The sequence below is a fragment of the Maribacter forsetii DSM 18668 genome, assembly GCF_000744105.1.
Taxonomy (GTDB): domain Bacteria; phylum Bacteroidota; class Bacteroidia; order Flavobacteriales; family Flavobacteriaceae; genus Maribacter; species Maribacter forsetii.
This window is the reverse complement of the sequence record NZ_JQLH01000001.1, coordinates 2,543,614-2,561,048: the sequence shown is the minus strand read 5'-3', so window position 1 is coordinate 2,561,048 and position 17,435 is coordinate 2,543,614. Positions and strand designations below refer to the sequence as shown.

Annotated in this window: 18 protein-coding genes; 5 read left to right on the top strand and 13 right to left on the bottom strand. The window is 35.7% G+C overall.

Going from position 1 to position 17,435, the window contains the following annotated elements:
* Window positions 1–20: 20 nt before the first annotated feature.
* From P177_RS10860 to P177_RS10805, 13 genes are all read right to left on the bottom strand, one after another.
* Entirely contained in the window at window positions 21–851 is an 831-nt protein-coding gene (locus tag P177_RS10860; protein ID WP_316930802.1) for an aldo/keto reductase, read from the bottom strand.
* A 111-nt stretch (window positions 852–962) separates the two neighbouring features.
* Window positions 963–2,171 carry an MFS transporter gene (locus tag P177_RS10855; protein ID WP_036158243.1) on the bottom strand — a complete coding sequence of 403 codons (1,209 nt, stop codon included), beginning with the start codon at window positions 2,169–2,171 and terminating at the stop codon, window positions 963–965.
* A 25-nt stretch (window positions 2,172–2,196) separates the two neighbouring features.
* The gene (locus tag P177_RS20370; protein ID WP_245233028.1) at window positions 2,197–2,349 is read right to left on the bottom strand and encodes a hypothetical protein; all 153 of its coding nucleotides are present in this window, start codon (window positions 2,347–2,349) and stop codon (window positions 2,197–2,199) included.
* A complete protein-coding gene (locus P177_RS10850) occupies window positions 2,350–3,135 on the bottom strand; it encodes a cyclase family protein (protein ID WP_245233027.1) in 786 nt (261 codons plus the stop codon). It lies immediately after the preceding gene.
* Between the two features lie 133 nt (window positions 3,136–3,268).
* Window positions 3,269–4,366 (bottom strand): L-dopachrome tautomerase-related protein, encoded by a 1,098-nt coding sequence (locus tag P177_RS10845; protein WP_084684672.1) that lies wholly within the window; start codon window positions 4,364–4,366, stop codon window positions 3,269–3,271.
* A 32-nt stretch (window positions 4,367–4,398) separates the two neighbouring features.
* On the bottom strand, window positions 4,399–4,881 hold the full coding sequence (locus P177_RS10840; RefSeq protein ID WP_051941812.1) for a cupin domain-containing protein: 483 nt from the start codon (window positions 4,879–4,881) through the stop codon (window positions 4,399–4,401).
* Window positions 4,882–4,999: 118 nt separating this feature from the next.
* Complete coding sequence (locus P177_RS10835; protein WP_036154665.1) at window positions 5,000–5,572, bottom strand: Crp/Fnr family transcriptional regulator; 573 nt, start codon at window positions 5,570–5,572, stop codon at window positions 5,000–5,002.
* A 122-nt stretch (window positions 5,573–5,694) separates the two neighbouring features.
* Entirely contained in the window at window positions 5,695–6,294 is a 600-nt protein-coding gene (locus P177_RS10830; RefSeq protein WP_036154663.1) for a DUF6642 family protein, read from the bottom strand.
* A gap of 151 nt (window positions 6,295–6,445) precedes the next feature.
* A complete protein-coding gene (locus P177_RS10825) occupies window positions 6,446–7,246 on the bottom strand; it encodes a hypothetical protein (protein ID WP_036154661.1) in 801 nt (266 codons plus the stop codon).
* A gap of 18 nt (window positions 7,247–7,264) precedes the next feature.
* Window positions 7,265–7,987 (bottom strand): alpha/beta hydrolase, encoded by a 723-nt coding sequence (locus P177_RS10820; RefSeq protein WP_167333109.1) that lies wholly within the window; start codon window positions 7,985–7,987, stop codon window positions 7,265–7,267.
* A gap of 224 nt (window positions 7,988–8,211) precedes the next feature.
* Window positions 8,212–8,778 carry a hypothetical protein gene (locus tag P177_RS10815; protein WP_051941810.1) on the bottom strand — a complete coding sequence of 189 codons (567 nt, stop codon included), beginning with the start codon at window positions 8,776–8,778 and terminating at the stop codon, window positions 8,212–8,214.
* A 20-nt stretch (window positions 8,779–8,798) separates the two neighbouring features.
* Window positions 8,799–9,530, bottom strand: a complete 732-nt coding sequence (locus tag P177_RS10810; RefSeq protein WP_036154659.1) for an NAD(P)-dependent oxidoreductase — start codon at window positions 9,528–9,530, stop codon at window positions 8,799–8,801.
* A 124-nt stretch (window positions 9,531–9,654) separates the two neighbouring features.
* On the bottom strand, window positions 9,655–10,704 hold the full coding sequence (locus P177_RS10805) for a serine hydrolase domain-containing protein (protein ID WP_036154657.1): 1,050 nt from the start codon (window positions 10,702–10,704) through the stop codon (window positions 9,655–9,657).
* 171 nt (window positions 10,705–10,875) lie between these two features.
* Between P177_RS10805 and P177_RS10800 the strand changes: the two genes are divergently transcribed.
* The 5 genes from P177_RS10800 to P177_RS10780 all read left to right on the top strand — a co-directional run bounded on the left by P177_RS10800 (window position 10,876) and on the right by P177_RS10780 (window position 17,429).
* A complete protein-coding gene (locus tag P177_RS10800; RefSeq protein ID WP_036154655.1) occupies window positions 10,876–11,472 on the top strand; it encodes a hypothetical protein in 597 nt (198 codons plus the stop codon).
* 230 nt (window positions 11,473–11,702) lie between these two features.
* On the top strand, window positions 11,703–12,398 hold the full coding sequence (locus tag P177_RS19445; protein ID WP_051941809.1) for a TIGR04282 family arsenosugar biosynthesis glycosyltransferase: 696 nt from the start codon (window positions 11,703–11,705) through the stop codon (window positions 12,396–12,398).
* A gap of 55 nt (window positions 12,399–12,453) precedes the next feature.
* Window positions 12,454–15,474, top strand: coding sequence for a TonB-dependent receptor (locus P177_RS10790; protein WP_051941808.1), 3,021 nt, complete (start codon window positions 12,454–12,456; stop codon window positions 15,472–15,474).
* A 33-nt stretch (window positions 15,475–15,507) separates the two neighbouring features.
* A complete protein-coding gene (locus P177_RS10785) occupies window positions 15,508–16,449 on the top strand; it encodes a nucleoside hydrolase (protein WP_036154653.1) in 942 nt (313 codons plus the stop codon).
* 5 nt (window positions 16,450–16,454) lie between these two features.
* On the top strand, window positions 16,455–17,429 hold the full coding sequence (locus P177_RS10780; protein ID WP_036154652.1) for a phosphotransferase: 975 nt from the start codon (window positions 16,455–16,457) through the stop codon (window positions 17,427–17,429).
* The last annotated feature ends 6 nt before the right edge of the window (window positions 17,430–17,435 follow it).

Genomic DNA, 17,435 nt, shown 5'->3' with positions numbered 1-17,435 from the left:
ACACCTGATGAATAATGTGATTAAGCATTCCAGATACTATCTGCCGTGTAGGGTCCGTTGTCAACTTCCCAAAATTTACCGTCAATAAAGCGATGTGCTTTGTCTAAATCTTTCAACAACGCCATATCTTCTTCGGTAAGTGTATGGTTTAAGGTCTCTAGGTTCTGAAGCAATCTCGCTTCATTTATAGATTTAGGAATTACCGCAATGCCTCGTTGTATTGTATACGCCAATGCGACTTGTGCAGGTGACATATATCTTGCTTTGGCAATGTTTTTTATCGTATCATTTTCTAACAAACGAAGCGTGCTATTGTCATCTACAAGCGAGCCTAAAGGTGCGTATGCAGTTAGCAGAATATTATTTTTTACGCAGAATGATTGTAATGCTTCTTGCTGTAAAAACGGATGTATTTCTACCTGATTCATCTCTGGTTGATGCACTGCAGTCACCATTATTTCTTTCAACTGATTTTCATTGAAATTGCTCACGCCAATATGTTTTGCAAGTCCTTGCTCTAAAGCGGCTTCCATCCCTTTCCAAGTATTGGTTAAAGGCACCTCTGATAATGGAATAAAATCGGATGCTTTTTCTGGCATTTCTGTTCCTTTTTTTAAAGCTACTGGCCAGTGGATAAGATACAGGTCTAGATAATCTAGTTGTAAATCTTCTAAAGTCTGGTTCAATGCAGGAATCACATTTTCTTCTCCGTGAGAAGCATTCCATAATTTGGAAGTCACCCATAAATCGTTACGCGTAACCAAACCTTGTTTAATTGCTTCAGCAATGGCATTACCAACTTCTTTTTCGTTACCGTATGCCGCAGCACAGTCTATATGTCTGTATCCTATTTTAATAGCCTAAAGTACAGCATTGTACACTTCATTTGGTTCAGAACGAAACGTTCCTAAACCTAAAATTGGCATTTCGTCGTTATTTCTAAATTTTAATGCAGTCATTATTTATATTTTTTCTTTTTTGAATAAAACTAAGGTTAACAAGAATCCCACAATTACTAGAATACCACCTACCCAAGGTGTTGCTTCAATACCTAATTCAGATTCTACAACCATTCCGCCTACATAAGCACCAATAGCAATACCAACGTTAAAAGCTGCAATGTTTAAGGCTGATGCTACATCTTCGGTTCCTGGTAAGTATTTTTCAGCCATTTTAACAACATATAATTGTAATGCAGGTACGTTTGAAAAGGCTAATATTCCCATAAAAAACAAGGTTACTATAGCAAAAATCTGACTAGAAGCGGTGAAGTATAACACAAACAATACTATGGCTTGTAAAGCAAACATTACCAATAAGGCTTTTCCTGGTTTGTTGTTAGAGACTTTACCACCAATGATATTCCCAATTGCGATGGCAATACCATAAATTAAAAGGAATACGCTAGTCATATTTGAAGAGAAACCAGTCACTTCTTCTAACAGCGGAGTTAAGTAGGTAAACGTGACAAACGTACCACCATAACCAAATGCGGTAATGGCTAATACCAATAAAATAGACGGATTCTTAATCACCTTTAATTGGTCTATAAGTCGTAATGGAGCCGATTGTTTTATGTTTTTTGGAACCAAAGCCAAACTAGCTATTGCACCTACTAATCCTAAAAGGGCAACACCTATAAAAGTAGCTCTCCATCCAAAATTCTGACCTATATATGTTCCTAAAGGAACACCAGTTACAATAGCCACAGTAAGACCTGCAAACATTATAGAAATGGCAGTTGCCCGCTTATCTTTTGGAACCAAACTAGCTGCAATGGTAGACCCGATAGAAAAGAATACACCGTGTGCAAAACCTGTTACAACTCTAGATAATAGCAACAACTCAAAACTTGGTGAAATAGCTGCTAAACCGTTACCAATTATAAATAGTAACATAATTCCCATTAGTAATTGTTTTCTTGGAATTTTACCCGTTAATGCAGTTAAAATAGGTGCACCAATGGCAACACCAATGGCGTACAGACTTACTAATAATCCGGCTGATGTTAATGATGTACCTAGGTCACTTGCAACGGTAGATAATAAACCTACAATTACAAATTCCGTTGTTCCTATGGCAAATGCACTTATGGTTAATGCCCATAATGCTGCTGGTAGACTCTTCTTTTTGGCTACCGTAGTATCTCTATGTATTGTTGATGTTTCCATAATTTCTAATTGTTTTTTGTTATTGTTATTTAATGGCAACAGGGTTTATTTGTACTTGCGTAGAGCCTTCATATAAAGGGTGACCTAATACAAAAAGGAATTCCCAAGCTTTATCCTCAACCAACTCATCTACAAGAATATTTTCCAATACTTGTACACCGTATTCAGTTGCCATCATTTATTTTACAGGGAAAGACAGTGCGCTATTTTCGTGTGGTACAGCTTCAAAAGACCAGTTGTCTGCACCTGCTGCAACAATTCCTTTTTTACCTAAATAATGCGCAGCTTCAGTACCAATTCCAGGTCCGCCAGCTAGGTAGCGTTTGTCATCTTTACCCATTAACTTGGTCCATCCTGTATAAAATAAAACCACATCTCCTTTACGGATTTCAATACCTTGTTTCTTTGCTATTTTTTCAATGTCCTCAACTGTAAAAACAGTACCTTCTTTTACAATATCTTGATTGTAGTAAGAGCGCATATCTAGCACAACACCTCTAGTAACAATTGGAGGTAATTTTTCTAGACCTAATTTTTTCACACCGGAAACGGTTAAAAAATCTTCAACTTTATGTCCGTTATAATGCACATTGTCTCTACCGTAATGTGCCAATCCGTTTATTTGAGACCCGACACCTGTCCAACCAATCAATTGATCATCTACGTAGGTGAATTTATTAGAACCGGCAGCAGCAGTTTCTGGTTGTAACGTTTCAATATGAAAATATCTGTGACGGAAAGCTGCGGTTTCTGCATTTACTACCATTCCTAAGCGGTATACTTTTCCTTTTTTAACCAATTTTACGGCATCTAAAACCGTTTCTTCATTCAAAAGGTTAAGTGCACCAATTTCATCGTCTGCTCCATAAGGAGACGTTGGTACTTGTTGTGCGTTTGTATTTAAGGCAGTAGAAAGTGTAACTGCTAACGCCATTATTTTTAGAGTATTTAATATTGTTTTCATTTTAATATGTTTTTAAATTTCTGATACAAATTTCCGATTAAAGCCAAGTGTGTGCGAGGATGTACATCACCATTTTAAAGTGATGTATGTCACATTTAACACTGCTCATACATCACCTTATTATTAATTTTATTTAATCTTGAAGCTTCATTTTTAACACCAAGTATGGAGGTTTACTAGCATCTTTTCCTTCATTTAATAAAGGCAGATTATGAAGCTGATTTGCTACGATATACAAGTAGTTTCCGTGTATGGCAACACCATCGGGCCAAGAAAGATCTTTTTTAGATTGCGCAATGGTTTTCATTCCAGCAGGCGTACTTTCTACAATGGCTGAATTTTCAACATCGGTGACATAAACTTTTCCGTTTGCACCCACTTTAAATCCGTCAGATTTTGGTTTGTTGGCATAAAACTCGATGTACTTATTGAGGTCGCTATCTTGCTTACTTTCATCAGCTAATACGGCAGACGGAATGCGAAAAATTTTGGTATTCCCCATTGCACCATAGTAGATGTACTTGTTTTCATCATCAATAGAAATTGGATTTAATGGGTATCTTGGTTGAATGGTAGTACCGTCTTTTCTTTTGTGAGATACTAATCTGCCGTGAATTTTTACTGGTTCATCAGCCGACAAAAATGATGCATCCCCTTCCAGAACTCGTCTTATATAACCCGTTTCTAAGTTAATCACCACAAAAGCAGGTGCAATTGGCGGATTTAAAGCATCGGTCATATCTGCAATTACAGCAGTGTTGTTTTTTACATCAATCACAAAATCCTGTAAAAAAGGTTTTGATGACAATACTGTATTCGGAATAGGAAAAACCTTTGTGACATTACCGGTAACCAAATCAAATCCAACTAATTTTGGAGCCTGATTTTGTTTTACATTACCCATATCCAAAACCCAAAGTATTCCATTAGCATCTGCTTGAATTCCGATGGTTGAATTGATTCCTTTTATACTTCCGTTTTCTGGTTTAACAATCCACTCCTTATCTCCAAACGGAATGGCTTCTCCATTAGGTAAAATTTCTTTCACCATATATTTTGAAGCGCTTAAAGCACTCATTGTTACAAATATTCTTCCGTCTTTAGACACTGTTATATTCCCTGGTCTAGATTCTGGAAATGTTGCTATAGTTTCTAATTGTGCTTGTGCTAATAGTGTAAAATTCATTACAAATGCGAACAAGACTGTTTTTATAATTGTTATTGTTTTCATCGTTATTGTTTTTTAAAGTGAATATGAATTGATTAGTTGCCTAAAAATTTCTTTTGGGTTGATGGGTCTACCCAGATAACATCGCTTGGGTCTCTGGCAATGGCATCAAAAACGAGTACGTCTAACGGACCTTCTAAAATTTTTCCGTTACCGTGTGCTGTGCCTTTTCCCCAAAACAATAAGTCGCCTTTTCCTGCAACAACAGGACCTTTATCGGCAACATAAAATTCTGCTTTGCCATTTAAAATGTAGAGGTAGGCATCCGATTTTGCATGGTAGTGCATAGGTACTTCGTCATACAGCCTAAAGATTCTAACACCTGCGTGTTCACGGTCTATTAATCTGATGTCTTTGATGATACCATTATGACTTTTAGGAAGTAGTGTTACGTATTCATCAATATTGATAATACCGTAGGAGTTACCCATTAACGGTCTTTTGTCTTCTTGAGCATAGGCGTTAAAACCTATGGCAATTACTGTAAATAATAAAAAAAGTGTTCTTGTAGTTTTCATAGTACATTGTATTTAATTGTTCGATACAAAATTCTATGAAAACAAAGGGGTGTGCGAGGACATACATCACGGTTTTTTTGTGATGTATATCAATATGGAAAAGTGATTTAGGTCACTTTTAGCTGTTAAACCGACTTAAAGTCTCTCTGGATACGCCTAAATAAGACGCGATTAATTTTTTAGGAACGCGTTGTATTAATGTTGGAAGTTTATTTAATAGGTACTCATACCTACTTTCCGTGGTCATTGTAAGTAAAGACAAGATTCTTTGCTGTAGATTGATGTAACCGTGATTCGATTTAATTCTGAAAAAGTTGGCAACGGCAGGGACTTCAAAACAAATCTTTTCCCTGTTCTCTAAAGACAAACAGAAAAACTCAGAATCTTCAAGACAATCTACAAAAATAGTCCCTGATTCTTGGTGCTGAAAAGCACAATGGTCGCTCACCCAATAGTTTTCCATAGCAAATTGAAGAATATGTTCTTTGCCTTTTTCGTCTATGGAATACGCTTTTACTAAGCCTTTGATAATCCAATATTCAAAATCTACAGGTTGCCCTACTTGTATTAAGAATTGGTGTTTTTTAAGACTTTTAAATTCGAAGTGCGATTTAACAAAATTCCACTCCTCATCAGTTAAAGAAACGATTTCTTCAAAATGTTGTCTTAGTAACTGTAATTTGTCTTCCATAAAGCAAAAATACTTTTCTTTAATAAATTGCCAAGTAAAATAATCACCCTAGTTAATGATAAGTAAAGCAAACTGAAGATAAAGAAAAATTAGTGTTTATACACTTGTTGCTATCGTCAACTCTAATAATACAATCTAAAATCCAACATTTTACAGACATTGTAATGCCTTTGGTGCAGCTCTTCTACGACCTCAAACATATCATCATCTTCTTTAAATAAATTAAAGAATGCTTTATCAAGATTTGCACTGCTTACGCCGTTAAAAGCATTTCCGTAGCCAGAAACGGCTTTGGCGTTTGTAATATCTAAAAAGTACTGGGCTTCTTCTTCGTCTAGGTCAAGAATTTTTGCATTTGAAAAATGCAGGATTTTACCTTTTAATCGACCTTCAAAAATTTCGGCAATTTCTTGTAAAGTATAGTAGTAATCATTTAGACAGATACTATTTGCTTCGCCATGCATCACCAAATAAATAATCTCATAATCCTTAAAATTATGATCATCTAACACCAATGCGTTTAGACTATCTTCTAGTCCTTCTATGGTATCGCACGTTTTGTAGATACTTGCAATGCCATATTTCATGGCGAGTTGTTCCAAGCTTTGTTGTGCTTCGGTAAGTTGTTCAGTTTCTATATCATCGACACCTTCTAAACAGTAAATGAAATGGTCTTCATCCGTTAATTGTTCTTGGGGTAATTGTCTTCTTTTCTCTAACAAGCTTTTGTATTATTTGGGGTGTATGAAATACAAAATTACAGCAACTGTTTTATTCTTTTTAGCGTTTTTGGGATAAATATGGTTTGTAATAGGTAGTGCTTCCCTCCCATTTACAGCTAACATTGTTAATAGCCCATACTAGCCCAGGAAGCTATTGTTGTATAGCATCTAAGAATGGATGCATATCTAATAGCTCAATATCATCGCGCTTACGGAGTTCCCTTAAAAACCAACCTTTATGGCCTGCGCCATAGGTAATTAAAATCCGTTTACCTTGATAGCGGTGTTTTTCAAGAGCTTTTTCTATATTCCAATAATGTGCAATATTTATATTTTCCCAACCACCAAGACCTAGTTCTTCATTAAATAGCTCATTATAGGTTTGTAACCCTATATCTTGAATACTATCATATGTATTGGTATGGATAAAATAAGGATCATTAACCTTGCCACTTGCTTTGTATAAAGAATCTGTACGCTTATTAGCGCTAACGTATGCCGTCCAATCAGCTGTTCTAGAAGTGTCTTGCCTGATAGCCCTTAATTTCTCCCCTCGCTCATCTGCCATGATCTTAGTCCAACCAGCGGTAGGGATAATTTCAAAATCCATAGTTTTGGATAGCGGAAAAACAACATCTACATATTCAGGAAAACGCATGGTACGCGGCTCAGAAATACTATCGTCTCTTTTAAACCCTTCATAGGCAGTTTCAAAACGATTTGGAGGAATTTCGGTTAATATGTAATCAGGATTAATGTTCTCAATTAATCTTTTTAGGTAGATGGTTGTATAAACACTATCCGTAAGGTGTCCGCCGTGAATAGTTCCTAAAACTAATACTTCGTTTTTTACTTTTTTAACGTCGTCCTCTTTTTTGCTAGTTTGCTTGCAACTAATAATGGATAAAAGTAACGCGCATAGTATATAAAAATAGATGGTAGGCTGTCTCATGATGTGTTGAGGGTATAATTAGATTTGCTTTAAAAAGTTTTTTACAGCATTCCAATAGCCATCATTATCCTCAAATTTTTCCCACAGCGCTCGCGAACCATGATTTCCTTTGGTTGCCGGCACATACAATACTTTTGTTGTGGTAGGTATCGCTTGGTTTATAGCAGCCCAATTATCTTGTTCGTTTTGCGCAGAAGTTATAAATGTGGGTACTTTAATGTGTGCGGCACTATTTTTTATGAAATCGTCTTTGCCAAAATATTCTCCCGGAGAAAAAGCCATTGCGGCATCTACGCTGTCAGGGTAGTCGCCTGCATATTTAAGTACCAAAGAAGAAGAGTAAGAGCTGCCCCAGATAACTATTTTCTTTGGCATATATGTCTTTTTTACATAAGCTAGGGTTGCCTCAATATCTTGAAAAGCATCGATATATTTGGTTTCCTTTCCTGCTTCTACCGCTCTTTGGCTGGTTTGGTTGGTAACGGAGTTTACCGCTCCACCAGAGCGTTGGTCAATTGCCAAGCAGCTATAGCCCAAAGTGTTTAGTTTAGGCGCTATTTCTTTGTATTCTCCACGGCTCCAACCTGCTTGATGAAAAAGCATTATAAAGGTTTCGCTTCCTTTGGCTTCATAGTAATCTGCTGTAATCAATAGACCGTCTTTAGAAGGAAAGTCTATAGTTTTCTGTGCGAACATACAAATGGAGCTTAAGCTTAAAACAAAAGAGAAAATCGTTTTCATAAATAGCGTTGTTAGGTTATACATGCATGAGTCTACCATTACTGCATTTGCTTACAAAAAGTGAAGAATAAATCTTTTTGCAAGACCCAGATATAACGTATTGATTCTGGGGTTTGTGAAATACCAAATTAGGGTAACTGTTTATATTTTTTTATTTGTTAGGTATGAGCTGTAATAAATAGTGCCTCCCTCCCATTAATAGTTTTTGGGTTATGTTATTGCAGCTAATTTTTGCTACTAGATTTCAACTTACGAAAACCAAGTATAATCAAGACGACTATTAAAACTAAAAAATAAATAGTGGTAGCACTACTTTTAATAATTGAAAACATACTGGTGATATGTACACAAGTCTCTGTAACAGTTGGGTAGGCATTTAGCATGGAAATAATGCCGATGTTTTCAATATAATCCGCTATACCAGCAATTATGGGCAATAGACACAGATATAAGTAATTAGGGTTCAATTTAGATAGTTTCGTGAGGAAATAAGCCAGTACTGCTGCATAGGAAATACCAAAGAGTAATGGATAGATCATATCTACAGGAAGTTGTTTGGTAAGATACGTTTGGCGACCGGTATGGCCTAGTGTAAGAAAAAGGGTATTTACAACCTCTAAATCATATCCTGCGGGCATCATATCCAATAATTGCAATCCGTTCGAGAAAATCATCGTTGCCGGAATGGTAACTAAAAGCATATACGCATAAACGATATTGGTGAGTAAAAAAAGCACTAGTACCTTCTTGCCAGAATGTTGTTTTTCTAACTGTTTTATAAATCTTTTCATCTTACTAATATGCTATTTAATTAATTGCCTTGTGATGAACTATAGATAGCCGGCATTTGCCCCTTCCACTTATCCCATAGGTTATCGTCATTAATGAGATCAGCCATAAAATGAGCGACATTGATACGGCTAACTTTGCCGGCATTGAATATGGCGCTGCGTGTAGGCGAAGGGTAAATTTCATAATCGCTAACCTGCTCTTCATTTATTAATCCGTCTGGTCTCACGGCAACCCATTCAATGGCTTTATTATTTTGACCAATTTGGGTACGTAGATAATCTGCCGCCTTTTCATTATCTACATGTGGCGGAAGTAATAAGCGAAGCAAACCAATAACGAATTTTTGGGCGAAAGAAATCCGTTCGTTCAAATCACGATTACGATTCCCGGTGGTATTCATCAGCACAAACTTTGTAGTGCGTTCTAATGTATTAGATTTTATGGCATTGCATAAACGTTTTGTAGCATTGGTAACCAATTTTCTGGGGTGACCATAGATACCCTTCCAGGTTAAATTGTGCCCTAAGCACGATGCTACTGCATCGCAATCTTTGACTAAATTTTCCATTTCATAATTGCTTAATGCTAAAATACTCGCATTGATAATTTGAAGATTTTCATTGTTCTTCCATGATTCAGGGAGTTTATGGGGAGAACGTACAATTACTTTTACTAAGTGTTGTTGCAAAAGAAGTTGTGCTACTAATTTACTACCTGTGGCACCACTGGCGCCGACCACTAAAACTTTCATACTGATTTGATTGATTGATTGATTGATTGATTGATGATTTGACTGTAAGACGATGAAGTACTATTATTGTTACATACTTTAGTATGTAAATAATTAATTTTTAGTTAGTTATGAGGTTTTATAGCTATTTTTCTTTACGTAATATTTTAACCACACGGCTATGGGTAATTTGTAATAAGTTCCATTGATAGCCTTCAAAATCGGTCGTGTTCATAAATTGCACGACCACGGCATCAATATCTTTATGGTATTCTGCTAAACATTGGTAACCAGCAGCCAAGCCTCCATGATTAAATTCATAAAGGGAGGTGTAGATTTCCATTTCTTGTTCATTAAGTAAAGAGCCGTCGTTCAATGCTCTTAAGAATTTACCAACATCTTCTGCGGTAGCCAGCATCATACCGTTATCCTCGTTTTTAAAATCTTTATCTATTCCTACATAATAACCACTCATGACATCTTTGATATTTACTTCGTTGATAGACCCGTACGTATTGTTGAGTCCAAGTGGTATTAAGATTTCCTTTTTGAAATAATCTTGTCGGCTTCCACCAGTAACCTGCTCTATAATTCTGGAGAGTAGTAAGTAATTGGTATTGGAATAGCCATAATCTTTGTTGGGTTCAAAGTACGCTGGTAAATCCAATGCATATGTAAGCACATCTACATCCGTGTTCGGTTGGTTTTTCCAATACTCAGGATTGTCGGTGAAATTGGGAATGCCGCTTCGGTGCTGTACCATCATTCTCAACGTAATTTTATCGGCATTTTCAACTCTACCTGAAAGCTCTGGAAAATAATCAGTGAGCGGTTTATCTAAAGAAATACGATTTTCATTAGCTAATCTTGTGATGGCGACAGTTACATACAGCTTACTTACACTTGCAATTTTGAATAAGGCGTTTGGTTTGGCAGGTATTTGTTTTACGCTATTATGATAACCAGCGCCATAAAACGCCGGAGGCTTACCGGCTTCATCTACATATACAATGACTCCGTCAAATCCGTAACCTAAGGTTTGATCTACTTGCTCTTGTACCGTATTCGGTAAAGGTAATATCCATGCTTTCACTAAAATCCACGGTACAAACCATAAAGAAATGAAGGTACTGGCAAATAATATGATTCTGAATATTTGTTTTTTCTTACTGGTCTTTGGTTTGGTATGTTCCATGATGCTGTCCGTATGATTGATGATGCAAAACTATATGGAATTAAGATAACATTAAATTGAGAATTACCGAATTGTACTATTTTGGGGATGAATTGTTTGTTGGTTTATATAAAGCGTATAGCTTAATGAGCACAAAATGTTCATTATAGCAGAATTATTAAACAAGATATAGTGTATTTATTTTATGTCTATGGTGCTGGTTTTGGGCATATAAATAGGGTTCTCAATTTTATATACACTCAAAAAATTCCGCTAAAGAATTGTGTGCTGTTAACGAATTCTATCTATCACGATCAGGTACCAAAAGATATAAAAACACTACATATAGAAGATGCATTTTTTAAGGATCAAGATCGGTTCAACCTCTTTCTACAAAACTACATAAAGGATTATGAGATAGATACATTGGTTGTTGATGTTTTCCCGGCAGGTTTTTACGGAGAACTCGAAAAAAGTATCACAGGTATTACTACCATACAGACCATATTACTGGCTCGCATATTGAGCAAAGACTACTTTGAAAAATATGGGAGTCCGGTTTATGATATTGTCTTTACACTTGAAAAGGGTATTACGTTAGCGAATTATCAATATGAAAATGTAATTCCGTTTACTCTACAACTAGAGCCGAGAGAACGTTCGCAAGAAGTAATACTTAAGAAACCTTATTTTCTGGTCATGCACTCCTCCCCTATAGATGAGGTTTTGTTATTGTACAAACACGTAACAGGAAGAAACCACATTTTTTATCTTACTGATGAGCTATAGTGTTATTGAATTTTTTTAATAAAGTCGTTTTGGTGTTGCAGGTTTTAATTTGATCTGAGTCCATTTGAACTACCATAGGTTTAATCTCATCCGATTTTTCGGCTCTTTGAAATTTAGTACAGTCAAAATGAAATAAAAGAATTGGGTCCTCTCAAAATTTTAACAAATAGAATTGTAGTGTTTTAGATAACTTCACGACCAACGGTTTAAAATCGACCATTATCACTAAGTTGAGTACTACTGCCGTTCTTGTTTTTGCACTTTCTTCAGAAGAAGAGAGCAAGCATAAACATTTTATGGATTCTGGTGAACTTTCAGAAAAGTTAACGGCTAACAGTATTAGAAAAGCAGAAGCTGCTAATTTAGACTGTATACTGTATACAGAGAAACAACAAAAAGGAAACACCTTTGGGCAACGTTTTAGCAACGCTATGTCATCTGTTTTTGCTTTAGGCTATGATAATGTAATTGTTATTGGTAACGACACGCCTCAGTTACAATCTAAGCACATAAAAGAAGCGCATCAAAGGCTTCAACAAAATCAACCGACTATAGGTCCTAGTTTAGATGGAGGATTTTATTTATTGGCTATTGCTAAAGACCAATTTAAGGCAAACACATTTCAGACTTTTGATTGGCAAACTAATAAAATCTTTAGTCAGGTTCATCAGTATATTACTATTGAACTTAATGCAGATCAAGCACAAAATACAATTCATTGTCTTTCTGCTTTTTATGACCTTGATCATATAACCGGAGTTAAAAAGGTACTTGCCCAATTGGGTGCATCTTTCAAATTAATAAGTACCTGTTTACAAAAATTAATAGAAGCTTCTATTTTAATTACCCGAAACAGTCAAAATTTAAATGCTACATATTTCTTAGCCTGCTTTTACAATAAAGGCTCACCCAGCTGCATACATTAAACCAAGCTTTAATTTAATGTATCAATTGCACCAACTGGTGCTTTCAAAAATTTTTATGAAAAAATATTTAAGTATAGCACTCTTGCTATGTTGTACTGTGCTGTCTGCACAAGAAGATTTAGTAGTTACTGTTATTGATTTTAACACCAATAAACCCATTGAAGGAATCACTGTATCGTTATTAAATAAAAACATGGCCTATGAGGTCAATAAAAGCACATCAGCTTCAGGTAAAGTGTTTTTTAACTCTATACCTGTAGTAAATGGATATCAAGTAGTTTTTGATGGTGACGATACGTATGCAGCCCAAGTTTCAGAACTTTTAGATGTACGCTCAAACCAAGAACTTAGTTTACAATTTTTATTAATTCCTTCCTCCTCCGTAACTGAAAGTTTAGATGAAGTAGTAGTTTCTTCAATAGCCGGTGCTCGTATTAATAGAAAATCTGCAGAAGTTTCTTTTGAACTAAAAGAAGCAGAGTTGAAAGAGTTGCCTGTAGAAGGTAGAGATATAACCCGGGCTTTGTTTAGGTTACCAAATGTATCTCAGGCTACTGGTTTTTTTCCAGAGGCACCAAATGTAAGTATCAATGGTGGTAATGGTTTATTTACTTCATATTTAATTGATGGTCTGGATAATAACGAACGATTTTTAGGAGGTCAAAAATTTGCTATACCAGTTGGGTTTACTAAAGATATTACGGTTTTAACCAATAACTATTCTGCAGAATTTGGACTTTCTAATAATGGTGTTATCAACGTAACCACTAAATCTGGCGGTAATGAAATTGAGGGCGAAGTGTTTTTTGTTACAAGACCGGGTGCTTCTGTAGATGCTAGTTCTGCATTTGCACAACGCGATCTTTCAGGAAACCAGGTTCAAGATGGTTTTCAAAGATACCAACAAGGTTTTGCTATTGGGGGTCCGTTGGTAAAGGATAAAACGTTCTTTTTTCTAAATGCAGAATATACGAGAGATCTTAAAGACAACCTCTTAAACTCAGAACAACTAAACGTAAACGAAACCGTCAGAGGTAGTAATAATTTTACTTATATCTCTGCAAAGATTGATCAAAATTGGTCTAAAAACTTTAGAAGTTCGTTACGTGCCAATGTTGGTTTAGTTACTATAGAAAGACAAGGTGGAGGTCTCGAAGGCGGAGTTCTTTTTCCGTCTGCAGGAAATTTTCAAGATCGAAACTCATTAAATATCGCCTTTAAAAATGATTTTATTGGAGATAAATACAGTTTACAAAGTAACTTTCAATATTCTCGTTTTAGATGGGATTATGGCAGACCTATAGATGCAGATAGTCCACGTGTTACTATTTTAGATCCAGGATCAGCAGCAATAGCTATAATTGGTCGTCCCGGTTTTGATTTTGATGCATTGGAAAACACTTTTCAATTTCAACAAAAAGGTAAATTTTATTTAGGTAATCATACATTGAAAGCAGGTTTAGGGCTTATTTCTGGCAACCATAGTCTTACTGGCGGTGGTAACCCAAGCGGAAACTATTCGGTAAGATTAACTCAAGATCAACTGGATCAATTAAGTACGGCTAACCTTGGTAGTAGTTTAAGTATTACCGATTTACCTTCAGATGTTACGGTTACCTCTTATGATGTAGAATTGCGCCCACAGTCTTTTGGCACTACACAGAATATTTATTCTATTTATCTAGAAGATGAATGGAGTGCTACCGATAAACTTAAAATTACTTATGGTTTACGATATGATTATGATAACCTTTCTAAAGGTGGTAGTGATAAAGGAGATTTAAATAATATAGCACCACGTTTTAATTTTAACTATCAGCTTGGTGATAATGCAAGTATACGTGGTGGTTATGGTATTTTTTACGATAAAATCAATTATGCTATTTATAGTGATGCCTTACAACAAAATACGAACGGAGCAGATTACCGTGTACAACTTCAAGAATTTATTGACTTAGGTTTACTACCGGCAGATACCAATATTGACCGCGTTACTTTTGAAGGTAATTTAGCAGCTTCTTTTGTAGAGGCAGATAATATTAGTTATTTAAACGGTCCGTCTGGCGAAACGTTACAAGCGAATAGAGAAAACGTTTTTAGTAATGAGCGTCGTATACTAAATCCTGATGGTTACAAAAACCCATTTACACATCAATTTACTTTAGGTTACCAATTACAAATAGATCAAAGTAGTTTGTTTTATGTGGATTTGGTACATAATGAGGCTCGCGATTTATTTAGGCTTCGTAATTTAAATGCAGCGGCAGAATTTCCAATTGATACGAATTTTACACAAGATGATGTGCGTACTGCGGCAGAAGCAGATTTGTCAAGACCTATACCAATAGAAAATGGTGGTGCAACTATAAATGGAGAACGTTTAACTGGTATTGCCCGTAGCGTAGTTATTACAGAAAGTGAAGGTCGATCACGTTACTCTGCTTTAAGTCTTAACTATCAAAAAGACCGTGGTGAAGGCATATTTGGTTACCGTTTTAACTATACGCTATCATCTTCTAAAAATGATACGGAGGGAATCAATTTTAGAGCAATGGACGGTAATAATTATGACCTAGAATTTGGACCATCTATAAACGACAGAACACATCTTATCAATGCCATTGGTAGTTTATATCCAGTAAAAGGTTTGTCTGTTACCCTTGCAGGGTTATTACAAAGTGGTCAGCCTATTAACAGAATACCGAATACGACCATTGTTACTTCAGATTTTGAACAATTTTTAACGCGCGATTTAAATGGTGATGGTACTGGTTTTGGTGAAAATTTTACGGGAAACAGTGACCGCTCTCCAGGAGAGAGTAGAAATAGCGACCGTTTACCTTGGTCATATACTTTTGATTTGGCAGCACAATACCAATTTGAATTATCAAAAGGAAATAAAATAGAACTAAGAGCAGATGTTTTTAATCTTTTTAATAACGTAAACTTAAGTGGTTTTAGTAATAATGCTACGCAGAGCAACCAGATTCAAGAAGGACCGGCAGATAGCGGTTTTATAGCAAGAAATGCTGCACCACCAAGACAGTTTCAATTTAGTGCTAGATATTTGTTCTAATAGATGAATTATAAAATTTAAAGTAGAAAATTTATGTTGAATAAAATACATTGGGTGTTGTCTCTTTTCGTTGTTTTAATAACCATAAATGGATGTAAGGCACAGTTAAACCAGAAGGTTGAAAAAATTCCTCTAATTATAGATGCCGATACTGCAAATGAGGTTGATGATCTTTTTGCCCTTGTTCGTGCTATAGAAGAACCAAAATTTAATTTGTTGGCAATTACATCGGCGCAGTTTCACACCTCGCCATATGCTAGCGATAGTACGGTTGTTGAAAGTCAGCAAATAAACGAAAGGTTAATGAGTCTGTTAAACCAAACAGACATTGCGCTACCCTTGGGTAGTAACGATCCTCTAATGGCAAATGATGCCCCACAAAATTCAGAGGCGGCTCAATTTATTATTAAAAGAGCCCATGAAATAAAAGATGGAAATAAATTACAATTGGTCATTTTAGGATCTTGTACCAATGTAGCCTCTGCTATTTTATTAGATAGTACCATTGTACCTAAAATACAAGTGAATTATTTGGGCTTTTGGCATGATCCAGAAGTAAATAGTTATGACAAGAACGAGTTTAATTCTAGAAATGACAGTATTGCAGTAAATGTAATCATGAATTACCCTAAGCTTAAGGTTAGGGTAATGACGGCAACAACAAGTCAACATCTTGTATTTAAGAAAACAACTGTAGATACGCAATTAAAGGGAAAAGGCGGGATGCCCGATTATTTGGTAAACCGTTGGGAGACTTACCAACGATGGTGGACAGAGAAAGATCCGGAGAAAACAGAATGGATTATGTGGGACGTTGCTATTATTGAGGCCTTGGCCCATGAAGAATGGGCAACCTTAAAAACCTTTAAGACCCCTAAAGAAAACGTACAGCGCAATATTGAAGTATATACGAATATTGATGTTGAGCAAATGGAAAATGATTTTTGGAAACATATGAACCAACTTATTAAATAATATAGATGCAATTAACAGCTAATATTAACATAGAACTTTTGAGTACCTTTTTGACGAAGGAAGGTATTTTAGGGGATGGTGAAAAGGTAGAAAGCACCGAAAAACCAGGAGAAGGGAATATGAACGTTGTGTTACGTGTACGTACTAATCAACGAACTTTTATAGCAAAACAGTCTAGACCTTTTGTACAGAAATATCAAGATATTCCGGCACCTATAGATCGTATTTCAGTAGAGCATCAATTTTATCAGACTATTGAAAAAGGAACAATAGACGAACATTTACCAAAAGTACTAGGATTTCTTTCTAAAGAACACCTATTATTTCTAGAAGATTTAGGTGATAGCGAAGATTTTTCTTTTGTGTATAATACACGAGAAATCTCTAAAAGGCATATAGAACAATTAACGTCTATAGCTAGGGGAATTCATGAAAGTACACTTACAAGTTCTTACCCTGAAAACATAGAATTACGTAAACTAAACCATCAACACATATTTGTACTGCCTTTTTTAGAAGAAAACGGTTTCTCTTTAGATGATGTACAAGAAGGTTTACAGGCTTTATCATTACCACTAAAGCAAGATTTGCTATTAAAAGAAAAAATAGCTGTTCTTGGAAAATTGTATTTGACTACAACAGGTGGCGTATTGCTACATGGCGATTATTACCCTGGCAGTTGGATGTGTAAACAAGATGAAATATTTGTTTTAGATCCCGAGTTTAGTTTTTTAGGGTTCGCAGAATTTGATCTAGGAGTCATGGCGGCTCATCTTTTTATGGCAACAGGTAATACTAGTATATTAGAAGAAGTCATAGAAGGTTATCAACGCCCAATAAATAAATCACTAATGCGAGAATTTGCGGGTATGGAGGTTTTACGTCGTTTAATAGGTTTAGCTCAATTACCATTGAAACGTTCACTAGAAGAGAAGAAAACCTTACTTAGCACAGCCCGATCTTGGGTAGTGGGTGGCTAGCGTTTT